The organism is Sphaerisporangium sp. NBC_01403 (assembly GCF_045040145.1).
Classification (GTDB): Bacteria; Actinomycetota; Actinomycetes; order Streptosporangiales; family Streptosporangiaceae; genus Sphaerisporangium; species Sphaerisporangium viridialbum.
In genome coordinates, this window is sequence record NZ_CP109534.1 from 6850024 (window position 1) to 6874200 (window position 24177).

The 24177-nt window shown below is 70.1% G+C and carries 21 protein-coding genes; 10 read left to right on the forward strand and 11 right to left on the reverse strand.

The window, feature by feature from the left end; translation table 11 throughout:
* Positions 1-90: 90 nt before the first annotated feature.
* Positions 91-1263 carry an ROK family protein gene (locus OG589_RS30590; RefSeq protein ID WP_405152162.1) on the reverse strand — a complete coding sequence of 391 codons (1173 nt, stop codon included), beginning with the start codon at positions 1261-1263 and terminating at the stop codon, positions 91-93.
* 247 nt (positions 1264-1510) lie between these two features.
* Entirely contained in the window at positions 1511-2407 is an 897-nt protein-coding gene (locus OG589_RS30595; RefSeq protein ID WP_405141369.1) for an SDR family oxidoreductase, read from the reverse strand.
* A gap of 217 nt (positions 2408-2624) precedes the next feature.
* Here OG589_RS30595 and OG589_RS30600 point away from each other — a divergent pair, with 217 nt between their 5' ends.
* Positions 2625-3683 (forward strand): dihydrodipicolinate reductase, encoded by a 1059-nt coding sequence (locus OG589_RS30600; protein WP_405141370.1) that lies wholly within the window; start codon positions 2625-2627, stop codon positions 3681-3683.
* Between the two features lie 27 nt (positions 3684-3710).
* On the opposite strand, the gene OG589_RS30605 is transcribed toward OG589_RS30600, so the two are convergent.
* The 6 genes from OG589_RS30605 to OG589_RS30630 form a co-directional block, all read right to left on the reverse strand.
* Positions 3711-4277: a DUF305 domain-containing protein gene (locus OG589_RS30605; RefSeq protein ID WP_405141372.1), complete on the reverse strand. Its 567-nt coding sequence runs from the start codon at positions 4275-4277 to the stop codon at positions 3711-3713.
* Positions 4278-4404: 127 nt separating this feature from the next.
* Entirely contained in the window at positions 4405-4911 is a 507-nt protein-coding gene (locus OG589_RS30610; protein WP_405141373.1) for a flavin reductase family protein, read from the reverse strand.
* Positions 4908-5423, reverse strand: coding sequence for an NADPH-dependent FMN reductase (locus OG589_RS30615; protein WP_405141374.1), 516 nt, complete (start codon positions 5421-5423; stop codon positions 4908-4910). Before OG589_RS30615 ends, OG589_RS30610 begins: the two co-directional genes overlap by 4 nt.
* 229 nt (positions 5424-5652) lie before the next feature.
* On the reverse strand, positions 5653-6810 hold the full coding sequence (locus tag OG589_RS30620) for an MBL fold metallo-hydrolase (protein WP_405141375.1): 1158 nt from the start codon (positions 6808-6810) through the stop codon (positions 5653-5655).
* Between the two features lie 58 nt (positions 6811-6868).
* Entirely contained in the window at positions 6869-8248 is a 1380-nt protein-coding gene (locus OG589_RS30625) for an MFS transporter (protein ID WP_405141376.1), read from the reverse strand.
* Positions 8245-8823 (reverse strand): ArsR/SmtB family transcription factor, encoded by a 579-nt coding sequence (locus OG589_RS30630; RefSeq protein ID WP_405141377.1) that lies wholly within the window; start codon positions 8821-8823, stop codon positions 8245-8247. Before OG589_RS30630 ends, OG589_RS30625 begins: the two co-directional genes overlap by 4 nt.
* A gap of 259 nt (positions 8824-9082) precedes the next feature.
* Between OG589_RS30630 and OG589_RS30635 the strand changes: the two genes are divergently transcribed.
* From OG589_RS30635 to OG589_RS30665, 7 genes are all read left to right on the forward strand, one after another.
* Positions 9083-11698 carry a glycoside hydrolase family 9 protein gene (locus OG589_RS30635; RefSeq protein WP_405141378.1) on the forward strand — a complete coding sequence of 872 codons (2616 nt, stop codon included), beginning with the start codon at positions 9083-9085 and terminating at the stop codon, positions 11696-11698.
* An 88-nt stretch (positions 11699-11786) separates the two neighbouring features.
* Positions 11787-12455 carry a B3/4 domain-containing protein gene (locus OG589_RS30640; RefSeq protein WP_405141379.1) on the forward strand — a complete coding sequence of 223 codons (669 nt, stop codon included), beginning with the start codon at positions 11787-11789 and terminating at the stop codon, positions 12453-12455.
* Between the two features lie 185 nt (positions 12456-12640).
* On the forward strand, positions 12641-16342 hold the full coding sequence (locus OG589_RS30645) for a multifunctional oxoglutarate decarboxylase/oxoglutarate dehydrogenase thiamine pyrophosphate-binding subunit/dihydrolipoyllysine-residue succinyltransferase subunit (protein ID WP_405141381.1): 3702 nt from the start codon (positions 12641-12643) through the stop codon (positions 16340-16342).
* An 86-nt stretch (positions 16343-16428) separates the two neighbouring features.
* Entirely contained in the window at positions 16429-16608 is a 180-nt protein-coding gene (locus tag OG589_RS30650) for a DUF6104 family protein (RefSeq protein ID WP_405141383.1), read from the forward strand.
* Positions 16609-16724: 116 nt separating this feature from the next.
* Entirely contained in the window at positions 16725-17519 is a 795-nt protein-coding gene (locus OG589_RS30655; protein ID WP_405141385.1) for a DUF4097 family beta strand repeat-containing protein, read from the forward strand.
* Positions 17516-18271 carry a helix-turn-helix transcriptional regulator gene (locus OG589_RS30660; RefSeq protein ID WP_405141387.1) on the forward strand — a complete coding sequence of 252 codons (756 nt, stop codon included), beginning with the start codon at positions 17516-17518 and terminating at the stop codon, positions 18269-18271. Before OG589_RS30655 ends, OG589_RS30660 begins: the two co-directional genes overlap by 4 nt.
* Positions 18268-18426, forward strand: a complete 159-nt coding sequence (locus OG589_RS30665) for a hypothetical protein (protein ID WP_405141389.1) — start codon at positions 18268-18270, stop codon at positions 18424-18426. Before OG589_RS30660 ends, OG589_RS30665 begins: the two co-directional genes overlap by 4 nt.
* Positions 18427-18461: 35 nt before the next feature.
* Here the strand turns inward: OG589_RS30665 and OG589_RS30670 are convergent, their stop codons facing one another.
* Positions 18462-19439, reverse strand: coding sequence for a zinc-binding dehydrogenase (locus OG589_RS30670; protein WP_405141391.1), 978 nt, complete (start codon positions 19437-19439; stop codon positions 18462-18464).
* 597 nt (positions 19440-20036) lie between these two features.
* On the opposite strand from OG589_RS30670, the gene OG589_RS30675 reads away from it, so the two are divergent.
* The gene (locus OG589_RS30675; RefSeq protein WP_405141393.1) at positions 20037-20948 is read left to right on the forward strand and encodes an Ig-like domain-containing protein; all 912 of its coding nucleotides are present in this window, start codon (positions 20037-20039) and stop codon (positions 20946-20948) included.
* 330 nt (positions 20949-21278) lie between these two features.
* Positions 21279-22121 (forward strand): L,D-transpeptidase, encoded by an 843-nt coding sequence (locus OG589_RS30680; RefSeq protein ID WP_405141395.1) that lies wholly within the window; start codon positions 21279-21281, stop codon positions 22119-22121.
* A 64-nt stretch (positions 22122-22185) separates the two neighbouring features.
* On the opposite strand, the gene OG589_RS30685 is transcribed toward OG589_RS30680, so the two are convergent.
* On the reverse strand, positions 22186-23109 hold the full coding sequence (locus OG589_RS30685; protein WP_405141397.1) for an AraC family transcriptional regulator: 924 nt from the start codon (positions 23107-23109) through the stop codon (positions 22186-22188).
* Positions 23110-23374: 265 nt separating this feature from the next.
* Positions 23375-24115, reverse strand: coding sequence for an SSI family serine proteinase inhibitor (locus tag OG589_RS30690; protein WP_405141399.1), 741 nt, complete (start codon positions 24113-24115; stop codon positions 23375-23377).
* Between the last annotated feature and the right edge of the window lie 62 nt (positions 24116-24177).

The window sequence follows — 24177 nt, forward strand, 5'->3', positions numbered from 1 at the left end:
TGTTTCATAGATCGGAGGTGTGAGGCAGGTAGGCAACGGAACGATGCAAACATGATTCAAAGGCCCGCAAAAGATCGGATGTTTGACTGGTTACGGAGCAGAGAAGACGTGGTCGCTGATGAGCCTGGCGCCCCCGATGACCCCCGCCGTGTCCCCCAACTCGGAGAGCACGATGGGGAGGTTTCCGGTCGCCAGGGGCAGCGACCTCCGGTACACGACACTCCTGATCTCCGCGAGTAGTACATGGCCCAGACGGGCCACTCCTCCCGCGACGATCACTAGGCCCGGATTGAAGAAGCTGACGAGGCTCGCGAGCACCTGTCCGGCCTGGCGGCCCCCGTCGCGGATGAGCTGGATCGCGGCCGGGTCGCCGACCGTCGCGGCGGCGGCCACGTCCTCGGCGGAGAGCCTTCCCGCCGAGGCGAGGCGTTCGGAGAGGTACGCCGACCGCGGCGCGATCCTGACCGCCTCCCTGGCGAGCGCCGCGCCGCCGAAGTAGGCCTCAAGGCACCCGGTGTTGCCGCAGGTGCAGGTCGGCCCCTGGTCGTCGACCCGCATGTGGCCGATGTCGCCGGCGCTGCCTGAGACACCCCGGTAGATCTTGCCGTCGACCACGATGCCGCAGCCGATGCCGGTGCCGATCTTTATGAGCAGGAAGTCGTCGACCTGCTTCGCGAGCCCGGCGTGCAGCTCGCCCAGCGCCATGAGGTTGACGTCGTTGTCGACCATGGCGGGGCAGCCGAGCTCCTGGCTGAGCGCCTCCCTGATCGGGTAGCGGTCCCAGCCGGGCATTATGGGCGGCGCCACGGGGACGCCCTCCCGGAAGCTCACAGGGCCGGGCACTCCGATTCCGACGCCGTGGAGCTGGGCGTACAGGCCCTGCTCGCGCAGCTTGCCGAGGAGTTCCATCGCCCGGTCGAGGACCGCGGCCGGTCCGATGCGGACGTCGCAGGGCTCGCTGACGTGGCCGAGCACCTCCAGCTCGCCGTTGGTGACCGCGACGTCGACCGAGGTGGCGCCGATGTCGATGCCGACGAACCTCATGTGGGGCGACAGCCGGACCATGCCGGACCGTCTTCCTCCGCGGGACGCGGCCAGCCCGGCCTGTTCGACCAGGCCCATCTCGATCAGGCGGTCGAGCTCCAGGTTGAGCTTCGAGCGGGACAGCTCGACGACGTCCCCGAGCTCCGCTCGCGACCGGCCGCCGTCTCGCAGCAGGCGCAGCAGGGTCGCCTGGTGGACGTTGTCAGGCCGTACGGGCATGCGCTTCACAGAGCCTCCGGGATCGGAGTGATGTGAGGCCGAAGCTAGTTTACTTCCGCTGATTCGGGAAGCCCTTTTAGATGACAATTCATAACTTTCGCCGTTATAAACGAAAGCCGGTGACGCAACTCACCCACATACGCGAACCGCATGATCATCGCGGAGCCGCGCCGGGCTGCGATGATCATGCGGTTACGGGGGTGTTCCGCCGGAAGGTCTCCGGTGGGACCACAGGGCCGTCAGGGGGTCAGAGCATGGCCTTCATGGAGGCACTGGCCTGCTCGCCGAGGGTGGTCGGCTGGACGTAGGGCTGCTCGGTGAGGATGGCGTCCCAGTTGTCGCGGATCGCCTCGATGGTCAGGTCGTCGGTGCGCCACCCCGGCCCCTCGGCCACGAACACGCGGGCGACGCGCCCTGCGCCGACGCTGAAGACCTCGCCGGAGGTCTCACAGCTCTCGTGCGCGAGGAAGGCGACCAGCGGGCTCACCCTGCCGGGGGTGAACCTCTCCTCGAACTCCGCGGGGAGCAGGGCCTCGGTCATCCGGGTCCACGCGATCGGCGCGATGGCGTTGGCCTTGATGCCGGCGCGGGCGCCCTCGATGCCGAGGGTCTTGGTCAGGCCCACCAGCCCCATCTTCGCCGTGGAGTAGTTGGCCTGGCCGAAGTTGCCGAACAGCCCGGCGGGCGAGGAGGTGTTGACGATGCGCCCGTAGCGCTGCTCCTTCATGTGCGGGAACGCCGCGCGGCTGACCAGGAAGGACCCCCGGACGTGCACGGCCAGCACGGCGTCGAACTCCTCGACGGTCATCTTGCCGAAGGACTTGTCGCGCAGGATGCCGGCGTTGTTGACCAGGATGTCCACGCGGCCGAACGCGTCGCGGGCGGCCTGGATGATCGCCTCGGCGCCCTCGGGCGTCGCGACATTGTTCGCGTCCGCCACCGCCTCGCCGCCGTTCTTGACGATCAGCTCCACGACGTCGGCCGCGGGCCCCCTGGAGGCTCCGGTGCCGTCGAGCGACCCGCCGACGTCGTTGACGACGACCTTCGCGCCACGCTCGGCGAGCAGGAGCGCGTGCGACCGGCCGAGCCCCTGTCCGGCGCCGGTGACGACCGCGACCTTCCCGTCGAACCTGAGTTCTGGCATGCCGCCCACCCTTCGAGGAGAATAAGATTCTAGTGATCACACAATAGCTCGCGGCGCCCTCCGCACCCAGGCCCGGCTCGGGGACACGCCGTGTGACGTTGCGGATAGTGATCAGGAGAGTTGTATTCTGCTATAGTTTCCGCCTCGCATGGGCGTGGGTCAGCGTCGACCCCTATCTCTGCACGGCCCCGCCCGGAATCCGGGCTGGAGGCCCCGCATGCCCGCACAGCCGCCCCTCCGCGTGGTCCAGTGGGCCACGGGGGCCGTCGGAAGCTATGCGCTCCGCAGCGTCATCACCCGTCCCGAGTTCGAGCTCTCCGCCGTGCTCGTCTACGACCCCGACAAGGTCGGGCTGGACGCCGGGGCACTGGTCGGGCTGCCCGAGACGGGCATCCTGTGCGTCGACGACTTCGACGGCGTCATCGCATCCGAGGCCGACTGCGTCCTGCACATGCCGCTCCCCGCCGCCTACTTCGGCGGCGACTACGCGGCCGACCTGGAGACGGTCTGCGCGCTCCTGGCCGCCGGCAAGAACGTCATCACCACCACGGGCTTCATCTACCCGCAGGTGTACGGCCCCGCGGTGGTCGATCGCCTGGAGGCCGCCTGTCTGGCCGGCGGCACCTCGGTGTACGGCACCGGGATCAACCCGGGGTTCATGAGCGACCTGCTGCCGCTGACCCTCACCGGGCTGTCCTCTCGGCTCGACCACATCTACGTCCGCGAGTCGTCCGACTTCCTCGGCCATCCCTCGCGGCAGATCGTCATGGACCTCATCGGGTTCGGCCGCGCCCCGAAGGACTACGCCGTGGCCGTGCGCCCGTTCAGGAACGTCCAGCGGGCGCTGTTCTCCGAGAGCGTCCAGCTCGTCGCGAGCGCGCTCGACGTCAGGCTGGACGAGGTCGAGGAGACCGACGAGTACGAGCTGGCGACCGAGGAGTTCGAGATCGCCGCGGGCGTCGTACGGCCCGGCACGGTCTGCGCCTCGCGGTGGATCTTCTCCGGGCTCATCAAGGGCAGGCCGTTCATGACGGTGGAGTGCGTCTACAAGGCCGACGCCGCCAAGGTGGACCGGTGGCCCGCGCCGGGCTTCGCCATCCACATCGAGGGCCGGCCGCAGATGATGATCACGATCGACGAGGTGTCCCACGGGCTGGCGGGCGCCGCGGCGCACGCCGTCAACTCCATCGCCTCGGTGTGCGCGGCACCGCCCGGCATCCGCACCCTGCTCGACCTCCCCCTCGCCACGGGCCGCGGAGCCACCCGCCTGGCCTGAGCGCCCGCGCGTCCGTACGGGCGGGCGTCACGAGAGGTGCTGGACGATCTCGGCGACCTGGGCCCTCTGGGCGGCGGCGAGCCGCCGCGCGAGGGCCACGGTCCCCCGGTCCTTGCCCTCGTCGCGCGCCTTCTCCGCGAGCCGGGCGCCGTAGTCGGCGTGCCGGGCGAGCGTCGTCAGCCAGAGCCGGTCGAACTCCGGCCCCGACTTGCCCTTCAGAAGCAGGAGCTGGGCCGGGGACGTCATCCCGGGCATCTGGTGCTGGGGAGGGTTGTCCGCGTCCGGCACCGCGAACTCCCAGGCCCTCAGCGAGCGCGCCATCACCTCGATCTGGGGGGTCTCCTCGCCGATGATCCTCTCCGCCAGGCCCTTCACGTACCCGTCCTGGCTCCGTCCGGGGACGAGCCGCGCCAGCGTGATCGACTGGCGGTAGTGCAGGATCATCTCCCGCGAGAACAGCACGTCCGTCAGGTTGTACGGGATGTCGTAGGTCGCGGCCACCTGCACGGCGCGCCCGGGGGCCGAGGCGCACCCGGCGACCCCGGGAACGGCCAGCGCCGCGACGAGGCCAACGGCCGCGAGGTTCCCGCGCATCGGCTTCCCCTTCCCCCGCGACGGCGTCCGGCGCGGAACCGGCCGGAGCGCGGAGGAGACCCGCGCTCCGTTCGTGCCGAGATACGCGCGTTTCTCCTATCGCGTTCAACCGCGCGGCGGGGAGGGGTCAGGAGTGCGGGGTGAAGCGGCCGAACCGGCCCTGGTGGTACAGGAGGGGACGGCCCGCCGTGTCTATCCCCGTACCCGTCACCAGGCCGACGACCAGGATGTGGTCGCCGATCTCGACGGTCGTGTGCGGCGCGCAGACCAGATGGGCGGACACGCCGCTCAGCAGGGGCACGCCGCCGGGGCCCGGCCCCCACCTGGTCGGCTCGGCGAACCGGTCGACCCCCTTGCGCGCGAACCTGGACGCGAGGTCGGCCTGGTCGCTGGCGAGGACGTTGACCGCGAAGCTCTCGGCCTGCCGCAGCCAGGGCCAGGTCGTGGACGACTGGTCGACGTAGAAGGAGACCAGGGGCGGGTTGAGGCTGACGGAGGAGAAGGAGGTCGCGGTCAGGCCGACCGGCACCCCGCCGGTCTGCGCCGTCACCACGACCACCCCGGCCGCGTGCACGGCGAGCGCCCGGCGGAAGCCCTCGTTGTCCACGGCCCGTTCGGAAAGTGTCTCGGTCATACCGTCGCGCCTTCCCTCAGCACGATCTGGGGCACCACCCGGTCCGCCCACCGGCCCAGCACCTCCTCGGGAGCGGCGATCTCGGATTCGAGCAGCGCCAGGCCGGGGGTCGGTACGTTCGCGCCCAGCTCCACGAGGAGCGGCCGCAGGTGGGTCTCGACCGCCAGGGCGTGCCGCGCGTCGCCCATCACCAGCACGGGCAGCGCCACGGTCCCGGCCAGGGCCTGGGACGGCAGCCGGTCGAGGAAGACCTTCAGCAGGCCGGTGTAGGTGCCCTTGTACGTGGGGCTGGCCACCAGCAGGACCTTCGCGTCCGCGACCAGCTGGAGGGCCTCCTGGACCTCGGACGGAGGCTTCGGGGCCAGCAGGACCGTGGCCAGGGCGGCCAGGTCCACCACATCTCGCTTTCCTGGGTAGTCGAGGCGCTCTGCCACCAGCCCGGCCGCGTGCTCCGCCGCCGTCCGCGTACGTGACCCTTCCCGCGGATTGCCCACCAACGTGACGAAACTCATCTGTCGCTCACCACTCTTCTCCCGGTTCCCGCGACGGCACCGGCCGCGTCGAGCCGATGCGAGGAGTGCTCAGAGATTGCCGTTGTCAGCTCGTGCGGCGACACTGCGCACTGGTGACGTGGCCGAAGTCCACGTGCGCGCGCCTGGTCAGGGGGATCTGGCTCATGCTCGAAAACCTACGTAGACCAAACCGTAATGTCAATATTCCCTACTGGTTTTCCCTGAAATACTAAATGTCCGGATACCAGAGGTCGGGCTCCCCCGCCACGCGGCGCAGCCGGCCCCGCGCCTCCAGGTAGACCAGGTGGGCGAGGGTCTCGTTGGTGGCGGCCCTCCGCATGTAGGCCGGGATGGTGTCCCAGGGCCGCGACCAGGTCAGCCGGGTCGTGATGTCCCAGCAGTGGGCCCCGTCCGCGCCCGCCACCACCGACTCGATCTCCGCGAGCCGCTTGGCGTGGTGGGCCATGACGTAGTCCACCCGGTCGGCCAGCTCCAGGAAGCGGTACTCGTGGGCGGGCAGCACCTCGTCCACCTCGAAGTCCCTGACGGCCGCCAGGGCGTCGAGGTAGTCGGACAGCGGGTCGGGCGCCGACTGCGGGTGGACGGCCACGATCGGGGTGATCCTCGCCAGCACGTGGTCCCCGGAGAACAGCACCCGCCGCGAGGGTGACACGAAACACAGGTGCCCCGGCGAGTGGCCGGGGGTCCAGACGGCCCGCAGGTCCCAGCCGGGCAGGTCCAGCGTGGCGCCGTCCTCGATCAGCCGGTCGGGCGCGGCCATCGTCACGTAGTGCCGGATCATCTTCGACGCCCCGCTCAGCTCGTCCAGCGTGAGCGGCGGCACGCCCGAGCGGGACAGCAGCGCCCGCTCGCGCGCGACCAGCGCGTCGATCGCCGACTCGTCGTAGCGGTCGTGCAACAGCGCCGCGTCCGCCGGGTGCAGGCCGATCCACGCGCCCGACGCCTCGCGCACCCGTCCCGCGAGGCCGTAGTGGTCGGGGTGGATGTGGGTCACCAGCACCGCTCGCACGTCGGTGATCGCGTATCCGGCCACGGCCAGCCCGTCGACCAGGGCGGTGTAGGCCTCCTCGGTGTTCCAGCCCGCGTCGATGATCGCCACGCCGCCGGGCAGCTCCAGGGCGTAGACGAGGACGTACCTCAGCGGGTTGATCGGGATGGGCACCGGGATCGACCACAGCCCCGGGCGCACCTGCTCGACCTTCGGCATGGCCCCGCTCTTCCAGGCGTCCCGTTGCTCCTCGCTCGCCGGCGTGGCCCTCCTGCCGCGCTCGGCCGCCTTGCCGTCCGCGGCCCTGGCCTGTGCCTGTGCGGCCCGCACGTCCGGTGTCGCCTCGCCCATGGCCGGTCCCGCCCCCTGATCGCTCATGCCCGCGCTCCCTTCGGCCTTCGACGCCACGATTGTGCCCCGGCCACCGAACGATGTTCTACTCGGGGGGTGTCCCAGCGGCCGGCAGCCGCAAGTAGAGCAGGGCGGACACGAGCACGACGGCGGCGGCGGACCACCAGGCCGCGGCCGTTCCGGCCCGGGACGCCAGCAGCCCGAGGCCCAGCGAGAAGACCACCCCGCCGAACTGCAGCTGCAGCGAGTCGACGGACATCAGCGTGGCACGCTGCGAGGAGCCGACCCTCCGGTGCATCATCTCCACGCGCAGCAGCCCGGCGACCCCCATGGCCGCGAACATCACCACGTAGGAGGCGCCCGCGGCGGCCACACCCCAGACTCCGGTCAACACGGTCGTGGCCGCCAGGGTCCCCAACGCGGCGGCTCCGACCCCCGTGCCCGCCACGGCCGCCGGGACCGATCCTTTGAGCAGCCGCGCCACCCACGGGGCCGACCAGGACCCGAAACCGCTGGCGGCGAACCCGGCGGAGGCGACCAGGGCGTACACCGAGCTGGCGGACTCCGCCCCTCCGGTCAGCGAGGCGAGCCTCCCCGGTGTCAGCACCTCGATCGAGTAGAGCCCCGCCCCTATCGCGAAGGACACCAGGAGCAGCCGGCTGAGCGCCCGGTCCCGGAGCCCCAGCCGGAGTCCGGCCCCGATGGTGACCGGAACGTCACGCATGACCGACCCGATCGTGGGACGCGGGCGGGGCGGCTCGGGCATGGCGACGAGGACGACGACGAACAGCACGGCCGCCGCGACCGCCGCGGCGATCATCGGCGTGACCAGGCCACCGGGCAGCACGAGCGGCATGAAGCCGCCGGTCAGCGTGGCCAGGCAGAGCGACAGCGACCCCATGGCCTCTCCCCTGGCCAGGCCGGGCTTGAGATCCGCCTCCGCTCCCCGCGCGGCGTGCAGCATGTCGACATACCAAGCCTGGGCGGGCCCGCTGGACAGCGCACGGGCGACCCCCTTGAGCACCGAGGCCACCATGAACAGCCAGACCGAGGTGGCCACGGCCAGCAGCGCCAGCCCGGCGACGCTGAAGAGGGCGGAGACGGCGAGAAGCACCCGCCGCCCGAGGACGTCGGCGAGGCCGCCGGTGGGGAGCTCAAGGGCCACGACGACGATCGCTTGGACGGACATCACCATCCCCACCTGCGCGAGGTCCAGGCCCCGCGAGGTCATGAGCAAGATCATCGATGCCATCGTCAGGCCCGGCGGAAACCATGTCAGGAAGCTGATGAGCCCGTAGCGCCGCAGCGCCGTACGAGGGGCGAGGACACGGGCGCCGCCGTCGGCGGCGGGCGAGGGGAGGGCATCGAGGCGAGGCAGGGATCCGGTGGCGCCGGCCGCCCTGGAAGCGTCGTCCGGCGGGCTGGAGGCGCGACCGGACCGGCCCGCGTGGTGGGGAGCTCTCATCGGCCGTACCCCCTGGTCGGGAAGGCCGCCAGGTGCAGCGAGACCCTCTGCACGTCGGGGCCACCCGCGTCGTTCGCCTCCATCTCGCGGATCAGGGCCGAGAAGCGCTCGTACAGGAGTTTGACCGACGCGGGGGTGAGCCGGGCGATGTCGTCGGCCATGCCGGCCGCGTCCACCCAGGCCGGGCCCCAGGACTCCCGCTCGCTCTCGAACCGCTCGCGGTCGTTGACCAGGACCTCGATCTGCCGGTTGCGCATGAACCGGGCCGCCTCCCGGCCCTCAGGGCTGCCGCCCAGCTCCAGCTCGCTCCACGACGTGTAGCTGTGGACGGACCGCCAGCGGCGCTCCCGCGCGTCGCGCTGCTCGGGGTCCTGCTCGACGAAGCCGTATCTGGCGAGCTGCCGCAGGTGGTAGCTCGTGGAGCCGGAGCTCTCGCCGAACCTGGCGGCCAGCTCGGTGGCGGTCGCCGGCCCGTCGAGGCGGAGGGCGCCGAGCAACCGCACCCGCAGCGGATGCGCCACGGCCTTCAGCGCCTGGGGATCGCTCACACGGTAGGTGTCCGGAGATTCGCTCATATGACAAAGATAGCTTTGCAAAGATAACTTTGCAAAGGTTCGTTTGGGATCCCGGAGGTGAAACTTTCACGCCGGGAGCGACCCCCGGAACCCCTCGCGGCCACGGCGACGGGCGCAAGCCGTACCGGGAGGACCTGACCGCGCGCCCGGGTCGCGATCATCCATTGACGGGCACGTGACCCGTTGGAACCATGCGGGGACCGTTGTCTGGGAGCGCTCCCATGCAGCGCTCCAATCCATGACTTCCTGGGGAAATCGCGTGATCAGACCATCCCGGCGGTGGGCGGCCTCGCTCGCCGTCACCGCGGCGGCCACGCTGGCCGCGTCCGCTCTGTCCGCCCCGGCCGCACGCGCGTCCGGTACGAATACCGCCATCCCGGCCGCGAGCGCGCTCGCGGAGGGCCCCGAGCAGATCGTCAACGGGACCTTCGACAGCGGCGGCGACCCCTGGTGGCACACCGCCAACCTGACCTTCGACACCAGCGGCGGGCGGCTGTGCGCCGACGTCCCCGGCGGCACCGTCAACCCGTGGGACGCCATCATCGGCCAGGACGGCATCCCCCTGGTCAAGGGCGAGACCTACGCCTTCAGCCTGTACGGCTCCGCCACCCCGGCGAGGGTCGGACGGGCGCTGGTCCAGCTCCCCGTCGACCCGTACACGGCCTACCTGACCGCCAACCCCGAGCTCGGCCCGGACGGCGCAACCTACTCGTACACGTTCACCTCGCCGGTGGATCTGCCGAACGCCCAGGTGGTGTTCCAGATCGGCGGCAGCGCCACGCCGTGGCGGTTCTGCGTGGACGACATCTCGCTCAAGGGCGGGGCCGAGCGCGAGGTCTACAAGCCCGACACCGGCCCGAGGGTCCGCGTGAACCAGGTGGCCTACCTGCCCAAGGGCCCGAAGAACGCGACCGTGGTGACCGACGCCACGACCGCGCTGCCCTGGCAGCTGAAGGACGGCGGCGGCCACCTGGTCGCCTCCGGGAGCACCACGCCGCGCGGCGTGGACGCCAGCTCCGGGCAGAACGTCCACTCGATCGACTTCGGGTCGTACACCAAGGCGGGCACCGGCTACACGCTCTCGGCGGACGGCGAGACCAGCCGCCCGTTCGACATCGGCGCGACCGCCTACGAGCAGCTCGGCACGGACGCCCTGAAGTTCTACTACCCGCAGCGCAGCGGCATCGCGATCCTCGACAGCCTGCGGCCGGGATACGCGAGGCCCGCCGGCCACGTCGGGGTCGCGCCGAACCAGGGCGACACGAACGTGCCCTGCCAGCCGGGGGTCTGCGACTACTCCCTCGACGTCTCAGGCGGCTGGTACGACGCGGGCGACCACGGGAAGTACGTGGTGAACGGCGGCATCTCGGTCGCCCAGCTCATGAGCGAGTACGAGCGCACCAAGAACGCCGCGACGGCCAAGCCGCTGACCGACGGCACGCTGACCATTCCCGAGAGCGGCAACGGCGTCCCCGACATCCTCGACGAGGCCCGCTGGGAGCAGGAGTTCCTGCTCAAGATGCAGGTCCCCGACGGCAAGCCGTTCGCGGGCATGGCGCACCACAAGATCCACGACGAGAACTGGACCGGCCTGCCGCTGCTCCCCCACCTGGACGCCCAGAAGCGCGAGCTGCACCCGGTCTCCACGGCCGCGACGCTCAACCTCGCCGCCACCGCCGCCCAGGCCTCCAGGCTGTACGCCCCCTACGACGCGGCGTTCGCGGCCAGGAACCTGACCGCCGCCCGCAAGGCCTGGGCGGCCGCCAAGGCCAACCCCGCCAAGCTCGCCTCCCCCGCGGACGGCACCGGTGGCGGCACCTACGACGACGCCGACGTCAGCGACGAGTTCTACTGGGCCGCCGCCGAGCTCTACATCACCACCGGTGAGAAGGAGTTCAAGGACTACGTGCTGGCCTCGCCGCAGCACACGGCCGACATCTGGGGACCGCGCGGCTTCGACTGGGGCCACGTGGCCCAGCTCGGCCGCCTCGACCTCGCGACCGTGCCGAACGCCCTGCCCGGCCGCGACCAGGTGCGGCAGTCGGTGGTCCAGGGGGCGGAGAAGTACCTCGCGACGCTGGCCGCGCACCCGTACGGCGTGCCCTACGACCCGCCGACCTACGACTGGGGCTCCAACAACCTGGTGCTCAACAACATGGTCGTCATGGCCGCGGCGTACGACATCACCGGCACCCAGAAGTACCGCGACGGGGTGCTCCAGGGCATCGACTACATCTTCGGCCGCAACGCCCTGAACCAGTCGTACGTCACCGGCTACGGCGAGGTGGCCTCGCACAACCAGCACAGCCGGTGGTACTCCCACCAGCTCGACGCCACCCTGCCGAACCCGCCCAAGGGCACCCTCGCGGGCGGCCCCAACTCCGGTGTCCAGGACCCGGTGGCCGCCGAGAAGCTCAAGGACTGCAAGCCGCAGTTCTGCTACATCGACGACATCAACTCCTGGGCGACCAACGAGCTGACGATCAACTGGAACTCGCCGCTGTCGTGGATCTCGGCGTTCGTCGCCGGCCAGGGCGACGGCACGGTGAAGGCCCCAGGCAAGTGCCATGTGACGTACACGACACACGGGGAGTGGCCCGCCGGGTTCACCACCCAGGTGACGGTCAAGAACACCGGCACGGCCACGATCGACGGCTGGACGCTGAAGTGGGCCTTCCTCGGCGGCCAGAAGACCGACGGCTTCTGGAGCGCCGATTTCGCCCAGAGCGGTGCGACGGTGACCGCGAGGAACCTCGACTGGAACGCCAAGATCAAGCCGGGGCAGTCGGTGACGTTCGGCTTCAACGGCAAGAGCGCTCCCGGCGCAAACCCGGCGCCCGAGCTGTTCACCCTCAACGGCGCCGCCTGCGCCTGAGCACGTGAGGAGACAGGGGCCGGCCACCGGGGGGTGGCCGGCCCGCGCCGTGCTCTTGGGGCCCGGAGCCCCGGTTAGGGTATGCGGCATGATCGAAGGCATCTGGATCGACAAGGCGGTCACCGACCTGCGGCCGGATTTCAGGGTGCTGGTCATCGGCGCGTACGGCCTGCGCAACGGGCCCTCCGACGACCACTCCCGAGGGTGGCTGGCCGAGGCGGCGGCACGGGCCGCGCGGCCCGACGACGAGAAGATCGTCGCCTGGCAGGACGCCTACCGCGCGTTCGGCGCCAAGCCCCAGCGCACCCGCCCGTCGGTGGACGCCCTGGTGCGCCGGATGCCGCCTCCCGAGATCAACCTCGTCGTGGACGCGTACAACGCCGTCAGCATCCGCCACGCGCTGCCCATCGGCGGCGAGGACCTCGCGCACTACGAGGGCACGGCCAGGCTCGTGCGCGCGGCCGGCGACGAGCCGTTCGACGCGATCGAGAAGGGCGAGACGGTCATCGACCACCCCGAGATCGGCGAGGTGGTCTGGCGGGACGACCGGGGGATCACCTGCCGCAGGTGGAACTGGCGCCAGTGCGTCCGCACCCGCATCACCGAGGACACCGTGGACGCGCTCTTCCTTCTCGAACGGCTCGCGCCGATGTCGCTGGAGGAGCTCTCGGCGGCCGGAGACGAGCTGGCCGGTCTGCTCAGGGAGATCAGCCCCGAGGTCCGCGTCGAGGCGCGCCTGGTGGGCCCGGCAGAGTAGGCGGCCGCGGGTAAGCATGCCCTCACCCCCCGGAAGGGCTACCCGGGCGTGACCAGTTTGAACGGTCCTGGGATGATCGGGCGGTGAGCCCGGCCGAGACCGCACACGCCACTTATTTGGGCGAGTAGCCTTGGACAGGTTCTCTAATCAACAACGCCGATCTGCGGAAGAGGGCGATTTCCGCCGTGTCGTCTGAGTCGTCGCGGACAAACCCACTCACCAACTTTGGACAGAACGAGTGGCTTGTCGACGAGCTGTACCAGAAGTATCTCCAGGACCCGGAGTCTGTCGACCGTGCCTGGTGGAACTTCTTCGCTGACTACAACCCCGAGTCCGGTACGAGCCGCACGCAGGCGCCGGGGGGGTCCAACGGCGCGACGGCAGAGGCCGCCGCGGGGACCACCACGGCGCAGGCGCCCAAGCCGGCTCCACCGGCGAAGGCCGCACCCAAGGCCGCCAAGGCGACGACTCCGGCACCGAGCTCGCAGGCCGAGAAGGCCAAGCCCGCCGCGGCCGCCCCCTCGGGCGCCGAGGAGGTGCGCCTGCGCGGCGCCGCCGCGCGCACGGCGGCCAACATGGATCTCAGCCTGGCGGTCCCCACGGCCACCAGCGTGCGCGTGGTCCCGGCGAAGCTGCTCATCGACAACCGCATCGTGATCAACAACCATCTGTCGCGCGGTCGCGGCGGCAAGGTGTCGTTCACCCACCTCATCGGGTACGCGATCGTCAAGGCGCTCGCCTCGATGCCGGACATGAACTACTCCTACGCCGAGGTCGACGGCAAGCCGACCCTGGTCAAGCCCGAGCACGTGGGCCTCGGCCTCGCGATCGACGTGCAGAAGAGCGACGGCACCCGTCAGCTCCTCGTGCCGTCGATCAAGGGCGCCGAGTCGATGGACTTCCGCCAGTTCTGGACGGCCTACGAGGACATCGTCCGCAAGGCCCGGGGCGGCAAGCTCGGTGTCGACGACTTCGCCGGCACCACCATCAGCCTCACCAACCCCGGAACGATCGGCACCGTGCACTCGGTCCCGCGCCTCATGCAGGGGCAGGGCACGATCATCGGCGTCGGCGCGATGGAGTACCCCGCCGAGTACCAGGGCGCCTCCACCGAGACGCTCAACCGGCTCGCGGTGAGCAAGGTCATGACGCTCACGAGCACCTATGACCACCGCATCATCCAGGGCGCCCAGTCCGGCGACTTCCTCCGCCGCATCCACCAGCTCCTGCTGGGCGAGGAGGGTTTCTACGACGAGATCTTCCAGGCGCTGCGCATCCCCTACGAGCCGGTCCGCTGGGTCAAGGACATCTCGGCCACCCACGACGACGACGTGGCCAAGTCGGCCCGCGTCATCGAGCTGGTCCACGCCTACCGCGTGCGCGGCCACCTCATGGCCGACACCGACCCGCTGGAGTACAACCAGCGCAAGCACCCCGACCTCGACATCAAGTCCCACGGCCTCACCTTGTGGGATCTCGAGCGCGAGTTCGCCACGGGCGGCTTCGGCGGCAAGCCGCTGATGAAGCTCCGCGACATCCTCGGCGTGCTGCGCGACTCCTACTGCCGCACGGTCGGCATCGAGTACATGCACATCCAGAACCCCGAGGAGCGGGCCTGGATCCAGTCGCGGGTCGAGAAGCCGCACGCCCGGCCGAGCCGGGAGGAGCAGCTCCACATCCTGCGCCGCCTCAACACCTCCGAGGCGTTCGAGACGTTCCTGCAGACCAAGTACGTCGGGCAGAAGCGCTTCTCGCTGGAGGGCGGCGAGTCGCTGATCCCGCTGCTCGACTCGGTGATCAGCGCGGCGGCCGACGAGCAGCTCGACGAGGTCGTGATCGGCATGGCCCACCGCGGCCGGCTGAACGTCCTCGCCAACATCGTCGGCAAGTCGTACGCCCAGGTGTTCGGCGAGTTCGAGGGCAACCTCGACCCGCGCAGCGCCCACGGCTCCGGTGACGTGAAGTACCACCTCGGCGCCTCGGGCGACTTCACCGCCCCCGGCGGCAACATGATCGCCACGTCGGTCGTGGCCAACCCCTCGCACCTCGAGGCGGTCGACCCGGTCCTCGAAGGCGTCGTCCGCGCCAAGCAGGACCTGCTGGAGCGCGGCGAGGAGGGCTTCACCGTCCTTCCCGTGCTGGTGCACGGCGACGCGGCCTTCGCGGGCCAGGGCGTGGTGGCCGAGACGCTGCACCTCTCGCAGCTTCGCGGCTACCGCACCGGTGGCACGGTGCACGTCGTGGTCAACAACCAGGTCGGCTTCACCACCTCGCCGGCCTCCTCGCGGTCCAGCGTGTACGCCACGGACGTCGCCCGCATGATCCAGGCGCCGATCTTCCACGTCAACGGCGACGACCCCGAGGCCGTCGTGCGGGTGGGCCGGCTGGCGTACGAGTACCGCCAGACGTTCCGCAAGGACGTCGTGATCGACCTGGTCTGCTACCGCCGCCGCGGCCACAACGAGACCGACAACCCGAGCTTCACCCAGCCGCTGATGTACGACCTGATCGACGCCAAGCGGTCCATCAGGAAGCTCTACACCGAGGCGCTCATCGGCCGTGGCGACATCACGGTCGACGAGGCCGAGCAGGCGCTGCGCGACTACCAGGAGCAGCTCGAGCGGGCCTTCACCGAGACCCGCGAGGCCGGCAAGAAGCCTCTGGAGCCCGGTGCGGTCGTCAAGCCGGCGCCGGACGAGGTGGTGCCGTGGTCGCACGACGACACCCCGTCCGCCATCACCGAGGAGACGGTCAAGCGGGTCGTCGAGACCCAGCTCAACCTGCCGGAGGGCTTCACGGTCCACCCGCGCCTCTCCCCGCTGCTGCAGCGCCGGGGCCAGATGGTCACCGAGGACTCCATCGACTGGGCCATGGGCGAGGCCCTGGCCTTCGGCTCCCTGCTGATCGACGGCCACCCGGTCCGCCTCGTCGGGCAGGACTCCCGCCGCGGCACCTTCGGCCAGCGGCATGCCGTGCTGGTCGACCGGGTCACCGGTGAGGACCACACGCCGCTGAAGTCGTTCAACGAGGGCACCACGAAGTTCTACGTCTACGACTCCCTGCTGTCGGAGTTCGCGGCGATGGGCTTCGAGTACGGCTACAGCGTCGTGCGCCCGGACGCCCTGGTCGCCTGGGAGGCGCAGTTCGGCGACTTCGCCAACGGCGCCCAGTCGATCATCGACGAGTTCATCTCGGCGGGCGAGCAGAAGTGGGGCCAGCGCTCGTCCCTGGTCCTGCTGCTGCCCCACGGCTACGAAGGCCAGGGTCCCGACCACTCCTCCGCCCGCATCGAGCGGTTCCTGCAGATGTGCGCGCTGGACAACATGACCGTGGCCCAGCCGAGCACCCCGGCGAACTACTTCCACCTGCTGCGCTGGCAGGTGCTGTCGGGCCGCCACAAGCCGCTGATCATCTTCACGCCGAAGTCCCTGCTGCGGCTCAGGGCCGCGGCCTCGGCCACCGCCGAGTTCACCTCCGGCGCGTTCCGCCCGGTGATCGGCGACTCGACCGTCGACCCGTCGAACGTCCGGCGCGTGGTGCTCTGCTCCGGCAGGGTCTACTACGACCTGGCGTCCGCCCGGGACAAGCAGGAGCGCACCGACGTGGCGATCGTGCGGCTGGAGCGGCTCTACCCGTTCCCGGCCGAGGAGCTGCGGGCCGAGCTCTCCCGCTACAGCCTGGACGCCGAGCTGGTCTGGGCACAGGACGAGCCGATCAACATGGGCCCATGGCCGTACCTCGCCCTGAAGCTCACCGAGGACCCCGACGTGCTCGGGGGTCGTGGCCTGCGCCGGGTGTCGCGCCCGGCCAACTCGTCGCCCGCGGTCGGCTCGCACGCCGCCCACGACGCCGAGCTGGAGAAGATCACCACCGCCAGCCTCGGCTAGCAGCGGTTTCCCGTAGGAAGGAAGTCCCCCACAGGATGGTTCTGTGGGGGACTTCCTCATATGTCCTGCTATGTCATGGAGATGTGATGTATTTCACTGATAAGGGAATCGAAGAGCTCGTCGAGCGCCGGGGCGAGGAGGAGGTCGGCATGGCATGGCTGGCCGAGCGCCTTCGCGAGTTCGTCGACCTGAACCCCGAGTTCGAGACGCCCGTGGAGCGCCTCGCCACCTGGCTCGCCCGGCTCGACGACCAGGACGACGACTGATCCGCCTATGGCGCTCTATCATCGGCACAGAAACGCGATACATCTTGACTTCTGGCAAACGCGATATATCGTGTCTTATGCAAGATAGTCGATAAGCGCCGTCGAAGGGCCAGACCATGCCCAAATGGACCATCGAGAAGCCCGAGAAGCTGACGTTCGACGCGGTGAGCTCGCTGAGCGTGCGCATCGTGGCCGGCCGCCTGGCCGTGCTGGCGAGCGACGGGCCACCGACCTTGGAAGTCAGCGACATCGGGACACCCCCGCTCATGGTCGAGCAGGACGAGAACGGCCGCCTCACGGTGGCGTACAAGGACCTGACCTGGGACGGCATCCTGGGCTGGCTGCGGCCCGGGCGCCGCGAGACCACGCTGACGCTGACGGTCCCGAAGGACTGCCCGGTGCAGGCGGGCGTGATCTCCGCCTCGGCCGTGGTCGCCGGCTTCGAGAGGCACACCAACGTCAAGAGCGTGTCCGGCGAGATCGTGCTCGACGGGGTCAGCGGCGAGATCGAGGCCGAGACGGTGTCCGGCGCCGTCGAGAGCAGGGGGCTCGCCGGAGACCTCTCGTTCACCAGCGTGGCGGGCGAGCTGACCGTCGCGGGCGGCACCCCGCGGCGCCTGCGCGCCAACACGGTGTCCGGCCGCATCACCGCCGACCTGGAGCTGCCGCCGACCGGTCACGTCACCCTGCACAGCGTGTCCGGCGCCATCGTCGTACGGCTGCCGCACTCGGTCGACACCGACGTGCACCTGCGCTCGACGTCGGGCAGGCTGAACACCGCCTTCTCCGGCCTGGAGAACTCCAGCCGCCCGGGGGTCAAGTCCGTCTCCGGCCGCATCGGCGGGGGGATGGCCTCCGTCTCGGCCACGACCGTGTCGGCCGACGTGACGCTTCTGAGGAGAGACCAGTGAGCCCGGTTTTCGCCCACGGAAGGCTCCGGCTGTACCTGCTGAAGCTGCTGGAGGAGAGCCCGCGGCACGGGTACGAGGTGATCCGGCTCCTGCAGGACCGCTTCCTCGGCGTGTACTCCCCCTCGCCCGGCACGATCTACCCACGGCTGGCCCGCCTGGAGGAGGAGGGCCTGGTCACCCACGAGGTCGTGGAGGGCAAGAAGGTCTTCACGATCACCGACAGGGGCCGGGCCGAGCTGGAGGCCCGGATGGACGAGCTGGCCGAGCTGGAGCAGGAGATCTCCCAGTCGGTCCGCGACATCGCCCGCGAGGTCAAGGAGGACGTACGGGACACCGTGCGGTCCCTGCGCGACGAGCTCACCCAGGCGGCCCGTGACGTGCGGCAGGGCTCCAAGGAGGAGCAGCGCCAGGCCAAGGACGACTTCCGCGCCGCCAAGGACGACTACCGCCAGGCCTGGCGCGAGCAGAAGCAGGCGTGGCAGGAGCAGAAGCAGGAGTTCCAGCGCCAGAAGCAGGCCTGGAAGGAAGAGAGCCAGCGCTGGAAGCAGGACTGGCTCCGGGGCGTGTGGGGCGACACCTGGGAGGGTCGCGGCTCGCGTGACCGCGACGCCGAGCTGGGGCAGATGCTGGCCGAGTTCGTCGAGGAGGTCCGTGGCGCGGCGGCGGCGTCCTCGGTGACCGAGGAGGCCCTGGCGACCGCCCACGACGCGCTCTACGAGGCCGCCACCCGCATCCGCTCCGCACTCCGATGATGATCCTTTACGGCTTCCGGCCGCCCCTGCTCCGGCTCGCCCCGCGGCTCGGCGAGGAGTCCGTCCCCCAGCTCGATCCCCAGCTCGCCCAGCGGCGCGGGCAGCAGCTCGACGCCGGAAGCCGGGGGGACGCGGCGGCGGCCGCCGGGCCGTAGCCGCCCATCCCCCCTCTCGCCCTGAGAAGGCCGCTCTACTCCCGGTCTCCGCCCACCGTGAAGACGATCTTCCCGAAGACCTCGCCCTGGTGGAGCGCCGCGAAGCCCTCGCCGGCGCGGTCCAGCGGCACGACGCGGTCCACGACGGGACGTACGCCCGTCTGCTCCAGGAACGTGGTCAGCCGCCCGAGCTGGTCGCGCGTGCCCATCGTGGAACCGACGACCGAGAGCTGGAGGAAGAAGACCCGGTTGAGGTCGGCCGGCGGCACCGCGCCGCTGGTGGCGCCCGAGACCACGATGCGGCCGCCGGGGCGCAGCGACTTGAGGGAGTGATCCCAGGTGGCCTGCCCCACGGTCTCCATCACGGCGTCCACCCGCTCGGGAAGCCGTGAACCCGGTGCGAACACCTGGTCGGCGCCGAGTTCGAGCGCCTTCGCGCGCTTGTCCTCCGAGCGGCTCGTCGCCCAGACGCGGTAGCCGCCCGCCCGGCCGAGGGCGATGAGCGCCGTGGCCACGCCGCCGCCCGCCCCCTGGACGAGCACGGTCGACCCCGGCTCCAGCTCCGCCTTCTCGAACAGCATCCGGTACGCGGTCAGCCAGGCCGTCGGCAGGCATGCCGCCTCCTCGAACGACAGCGCGGCGGGCTTTCGCACCAGGTTCCGGCGCGGCACCGCGACCCGCTCGGCGAACGTGCCGTCGTAGGTCTCCGACAGCAGGGAGCGCTTGGGGTCAAGAGTCTCGTCCCCGTTGACGGGCGTGCCGATCACGGAGTGGACGACGACCTCGTTGCCGTCCTCGTCGACCCCGGCCGCGTCGCAGCCGAGAACGATGGGCAGCCGGTCCTGGCGGATGCCGACCCCCTTGAGCGTCCAGAGGTCGTGGTGGTTGAGGGCCGTGGCCCTGACGGTCACCGTGGTCCACCCGTCGGGCAGCTTGGGCTCGGGGTGCTCACCGAGCGTGAGCCCGGCGAGAGGGTTGTCGGGGTCGGTACGTGTGCACGTTACGGCGAACATGGCCGCACCCTATCCCCGCGCCCCTGCCCGGCTCTTCCCTGGTCGCACTGTCGGTGCGGAGATTTTCGCGAACCACCGCAAATTCCTTGATAGCCCCCCTTGGTCGCATTGGGCTTCGTAGCCCGCGACGAACCACGCCTACGGCGGTTACCGGAGCAAGGTCGCGATTATGGTCGAATCACCACACATCGATTCGGCGACACGCCGATGCCAAAATAAATCCGAGCGCCCGATCTGAATCGCTGAAGCGCGCAGAGCCGCCTTTCGCCCAGCGCGCTTTCCCCGTCCTGGCAGGGCTTCCAGCCTGGACAGCCCCGCGAGACCCGCCCGACTTATCACGATAAAAGGCCGAGTAGTTACCTTATATTTTTTGCAATTAACTCGCTGGTAGCGCGAATCTCCCGCATGTCGGACAACGGTATTGAGGTCGACCATGCGTAGGGTCGGACATGCAGGCGCGCCAGCATCGAGGTGCTCCTTTACTTTGAACTGCAAAAAGAAAAGGACCGCTTTATGATAGACGTCGGTCACCCTCGGTCTCTACAACGTAATGTCGGTCGTTCATGGCTGACGGCAGCTCTCACGGGCGCTCTCGCGATGGGCGCACTCGTCGCGGCACCAAGCAGCGCGAGCGCGAACCAGGCGCCGCAGAACCTCGGCACGAAGGCAGCATCCCTGCTTCCCGCCGCGCCCGTGAAGCCCGGGTTCGCCGTCACCGTACGACGGGCCATAGCGACCACCACGACACTGACCTCGTCGCAGAACCCGGCCAAGAAGGGACATTCGGTCACGTTCACCGCCACGGTAACGGCGACCGGTACCAACATCCTTCCCACGGGCACGGTCGTGTTCCGTGAGGGCTCGAAGGATCTCGGCACGGCACAGCTCGAAGGAGTCGCCCAAGCGACTTACTCCACGTCGAGCATGGACGTGGGCTCCCACAACATCACCGCCTTCTACCAGGGCAACGTCTCCTTCGACCCCAGCACCTCCCAGGTGCTGATCGAGAAGGTCGACGACCCGGACGCCGAGAAGAAGAAGGAAGAGGACAAGAAGAAGGAGAAGGAGAAGGAGAAGAAGAAGGACGATGTCCGGGACGAGGACGACACGGATGACGACGACGATTCGGTCGGCACCATCCGCAACAACAACCTGGAGAACCGCTGCCGCCACTTCAGGCACGACGACGACGATGAAGGGGCTGACGAGGGCACAGGCAGCAGCGACCGCCGCAACAGGGAGCGGCGGGAAGACCTTCGCCGTCGCTGCCACAGGTTCTGGCACAGGCACGAGAACGACTTCACGACCCTGATCGACAGGGGCATTCGCCGGCACGTCGAAGGCCACTACGACAGGGGAGGCGGCCACCGCGAGTTCTGGGACTCCAGGCACCACCGCTGGGTCCCGGAGCACAAGGAGCACTACCACTACGAGAAGCCGTACCACCACCACAAGAAGCACTACCACAAGCACAGGCCGGTCGTGCACCATTTCGCTGTGACCGGTTGATCCACCGGCCCGGCACCCCAGAGGGCCCGCCCGATCCGCTTGGGCGGGCCCTCAGGCTCGTTCCCGGCCTCGGCACGCGGCGGTCGTCGAGACGGCTCGAACGCCTTGGCGCGCGGCGGCCATCGACACGGCCTCGAACCCGAAGCCATTACAGCCACCGAGTCCAAGCCCCCTCTTGTGACCCTCTACAACAAGTCGACCGGGCGCCTTCGCCGTCCTCCCGTTCGCCGAGGCCAAGCTCGCCGGGCGCCGTCCTCTCCTCCCATTGGCCGAACCTCACCGTCATCCCTCGAACCGCGATAAGCGATTGCCTGTATTTCCGGGGGTCCCATGTACGTTCGCCGTCGATCCACGCGCACCACCATCGCGATCGTCGCGGTCATCACCGCGGCGCTCACTGGCCTCGTCCTGCTGGTGATCTTCACCAACAGGAAAGTCGACCGCGAGCTGGCCAAGCCACCTGCGCCCCCGGCCAAGCCCGCGGTCCCCGTCGAGGTCACTCCCAAGCAGTTGGCCGCCCTCCCCCTCTCGACGACCTGGACGAAGGTCGCCAAGGCGGAGCTCGACCCGCAGCCCTTCGCCCCGAGCGACGGGCTCATCGTCCACCCGAAGGCGTCCAAGGTCGTGTACTCGGAGCCCGGTGGCCCGCCGATCGCGGTCGTGCCGGCGTCCCAGCTCGACAACCCCACCTGGCTCCCGGTGATCGAGTCCAAGCCGGAGTGGATGCGCGTGCTCCTCCCGAGCAGGCCCAACGGGTCGACGGGCTGGATCTATACCGGCGACGGCAAGATCAAGCAGACGTACAGCCCCTACCAGGTGCGCATCAACCTGACGTCGCGGCGGCTGACCCTGCTGAAGGACGGGCAGGAGACCGGATCCTGGCCCGTGGCGATCGGCACCAAGGAGACCCCGACGCCGCTCGGCCGTACCTTCCTGCTCGCCTCGCTCTCGCCGCCCGAGGTCACCTACAGCCCGGTGATCCTCCCGCTCGGCATGCACTCGGAGAAGCTGCAGACCTACGACGGCGGCCCCGGCACGGTCGGCCTGCACGGCTGGCCGGACAAGAGCGCCTTCGGCCACGCCGTCTCCCACGGCTGCGTCCGCCTGCCCAAGGACGGCCTCGACGCGGTGTCCCACATCCCCCTCGGCACCATGATCATCATCAACCAATGACACCGACGCTCATGGCGGTGGCCGGTTCCATCACGGCGGTGAGGTCGTCTGCGGCGCACCGTCCTCAGCGCGTCGCGACGGCCCGGCGGTACGCGCCCGGCGTCACCCCGAAGTACCGGGTGAACCAGCGGGTGAGGTGGCTCTGGTCGGTGAACCCGGTCATCGCGGCGATCTCCGCGAGCGAGTGCCCCTCGACGAGCAGCCGCCGGGCCGTACGCAACCTGAGCTGCCGCTGGTAGTCGCTGGGCGCCATGCCGTACGCCGCCTGGAACGAGCGGTACACGGCGAACCGGCTACGCCCGGCGGCGGCGGCCAGGTCGCTCGCGGAGACCTCCCCGTCGTCCCCGTCATGCAGCAACTCCCGCACGACCCGCGCCGTCCCGTCGCCGGCCCAGGCTCTCGGCTCCGTGCTCAGACCATCGGTGACACGATCGCTCAGACCATCACTCAGACCATCGCTCAGGCCGGAGCCGCGTCCACCGGCCCTGCCAAGTGACGCGCCGAGATCCGGCATCCGTGCGTTCGCCCGCCTGGCCATGGCCACCACCACGCCGTCGAGCAGCTCGTCACGGCGTAGCGGCGTCGCGCCTCCCAGCAGGGCCTCGTGGAGCGCGCGGAGAGACCTGGCCAGCCCGGCGTCGGGAACCACGGGTTCGGTGAACAGCGGCAGCCCGACCGCGCGCTCCGCGGCCTCCCCCAGCACGTCCGCCACCAGGCCGGGACCGATGTGGACCATGCGGTACGTGAAGCCCAGCTCGTCGGTCGCATGCCCGTCATGGGGATCGTCGGGATTGAAGACCATCACCATGCCGGCCGCGCTCGTGTGGGCCGAACCCCGGCAGGTGAAGCTCTGCGCCCCCTCCTCGGTGAAGCCGAAGGAGTACGTCTCGTGGCTGTGCCGGTGGTAGACGTGCCGTTCGAAGTGCGCGTGCATCGCCTCCAGCGGCCGGTCAGGCGAACGCCAGTACCGCGACCAGTCCCCTCCCATCCCCCCATTCTCACCCCGCGCCACCCCTCACCAGCCAAACCAACCCTTCACCCCGAACCACCGCACCCCGAACCACTGACCTTCGAAGACCCCGTCGCAGCCCGACGGCCCCCTTCACGGCCTGAAGGGGGCCGTCACAGCCCGAAGGGGCCCGATCTCCTGACCGGACCCCTTCCTGCCGTCGAATCCATCGGCCGATGACCGGCGCCGCCTGCTCACGCTCCTTGGCTTCTGCCGATGACCGGGTGGCCTGCCCTCGCTCCCCTCAGAAGGCGTAGACAGGCCCCATGGCGGAGCGCAGAAGGCAGGCGTTGCCGAAGGTGTGCTCCCACTTGATCCGGCCGCCGTCCCACATGCCGATGGCGGCGAGCGACACCGGCTCGGAGGCCTGCGGGCAGACCGTTCCCGGCGAGACGTTCAGCTTGGCCGGGTCGCCCCCGACCGCTTCGAGCGCCTTGCAGGCCTCGGCCGCCTTGGGGTGCGACCCACCCGGAGGCGAGCACTGCAGGGTCAGGATGCGGTCGGGCGGGAACGCCTTGTCACCGTGGTGGATGGCCAGGGCCAGCACCCGGGATCGCGGTCCGACCACGAGCATCGCCTGGTCCGGAGCCGTCCCGATCGCGCCCGCCTGCTGCCCTGGGTCCGTCCCGGGGACGACCGCGGGCCGCCCTTCCGCGCCCGGCACGGCCGGAGCCTGCCCTTCCGCGCCGGGCACGACTGGAGGCCGCCCTTCCGTAGCGGGCGCGGCCGGAGGCCGCCCTTCCGTAGCGGGCGCGGCCGGGGCCTGCGCCTCCTGCCCGGGCACGGCCGCGGGCTGCCCCGGGTTCGCCCCGGTCGCCTGCTGCCCCGGGCTCGTTTCCGCGGTGTTCTCGTGCTGAGGCTCCTGGCTCGTACCCCCGGGCGGTGGCTCCTTGATCGAGCTCGCGCTCGCGGCCGACGAGCCGACGACCGCGGCCGTACCGAAAGCCAGGGCCAGGCAGCCGAGGCCAGTGAAGAGACGTCGCATGTGAATCCCCCGATTTACGCATGACGTTTGAGCGACGGCCAGCCTCCCGCGCCCGCACCCCC

Excerpts from the sequence above, each read along its gene's own strand:
- OG589_RS30650 (WP_405141383.1), top strand. The coding sequence starts at position 16,429 with ATGTATTTCACTGATAAGGGAATCGAAGAGCTCGTCGAGCGCCGGGGC.
- OG589_RS30620 (WP_405141375.1), bottom strand. The coding sequence starts at position 6,810 with ATGAGCGATCAGGGGGCGGGACCGGCCATGGGCGAGGCGACACCGGAC.
- OG589_RS30590 (WP_405152162.1), bottom strand. The coding sequence starts at position 1,263 with ATGCCCGTACGGCCTGACAACGTCCACCAGGCGACCCTGCTGCGCCTG.
- OG589_RS30680 (WP_405141395.1), top strand. The coding sequence starts at position 21,279 with ATGTACGTTCGCCGTCGATCCACGCGCACCACCATCGCGATCGTCGCG.
- OG589_RS30655 (WP_405141385.1), top strand. The coding sequence starts at position 16,725 with ATGCCCAAATGGACCATCGAGAAGCCCGAGAAGCTGACGTTCGACGCG.
- OG589_RS30610 (WP_405141373.1), bottom strand. The coding sequence starts at position 4,911 with ATGACCGAGACACTTTCCGAACGGGCCGTGGACAACGAGGGCTTCCGC.
- OG589_RS30665 (WP_405141389.1), top strand. The coding sequence starts at position 18,268 with ATGATGATCCTTTACGGCTTCCGGCCGCCCCTGCTCCGGCTCGCCCCG.
- OG589_RS30630 (WP_405141377.1), bottom strand. The coding sequence starts at position 8,823 with ATGAGCGAATCTCCGGACACCTACCGTGTGAGCGATCCCCAGGCGCTG.
- OG589_RS30675 (WP_405141393.1), top strand. The coding sequence starts at position 20,037 with ATGGGCGCACTCGTCGCGGCACCAAGCAGCGCGAGCGCGAACCAGGCG.
- OG589_RS30600 (WP_405141370.1), top strand. The coding sequence starts at position 2,625 with ATGCCCGCACAGCCGCCCCTCCGCGTGGTCCAGTGGGCCACGGGGGCC.
- OG589_RS30690 (WP_405141399.1), bottom strand. The coding sequence starts at position 24,115 with ATGCGACGTCTCTTCACTGGCCTCGGCTGCCTGGCCCTGGCTTTCGGT.
- OG589_RS30595 (WP_405141369.1), bottom strand. The coding sequence starts at position 2,407 with ATGCCAGAACTCAGGTTCGACGGGAAGGTCGCGGTCGTCACCGGCGCC.
- OG589_RS30685 (WP_405141397.1), bottom strand. The coding sequence starts at position 23,109 with ATGGGAGGGGACTGGTCGCGGTACTGGCGTTCGCCTGACCGGCCGCTG.
- OG589_RS30615 (WP_405141374.1), bottom strand. The coding sequence starts at position 5,423 with ATGAGTTTCGTCACGTTGGTGGGCAATCCGCGGGAAGGGTCACGTACG.
- OG589_RS30640 (WP_405141379.1), top strand. The coding sequence starts at position 11,787 with ATGATCGAAGGCATCTGGATCGACAAGGCGGTCACCGACCTGCGGCCG.
- OG589_RS30670 (WP_405141391.1), bottom strand. The coding sequence starts at position 19,439 with ATGTTCGCCGTAACGTGCACACGTACCGACCCCGACAACCCTCTCGCC.
- OG589_RS30625 (WP_405141376.1), bottom strand. The coding sequence starts at position 8,248 with ATGAGAGCTCCCCACCACGCGGGCCGGTCCGGTCGCGCCTCCAGCCCG.
- OG589_RS30605 (WP_405141372.1), bottom strand. The coding sequence starts at position 4,277 with ATGCGCGGGAACCTCGCGGCCGTTGGCCTCGTCGCGGCGCTGGCCGTT.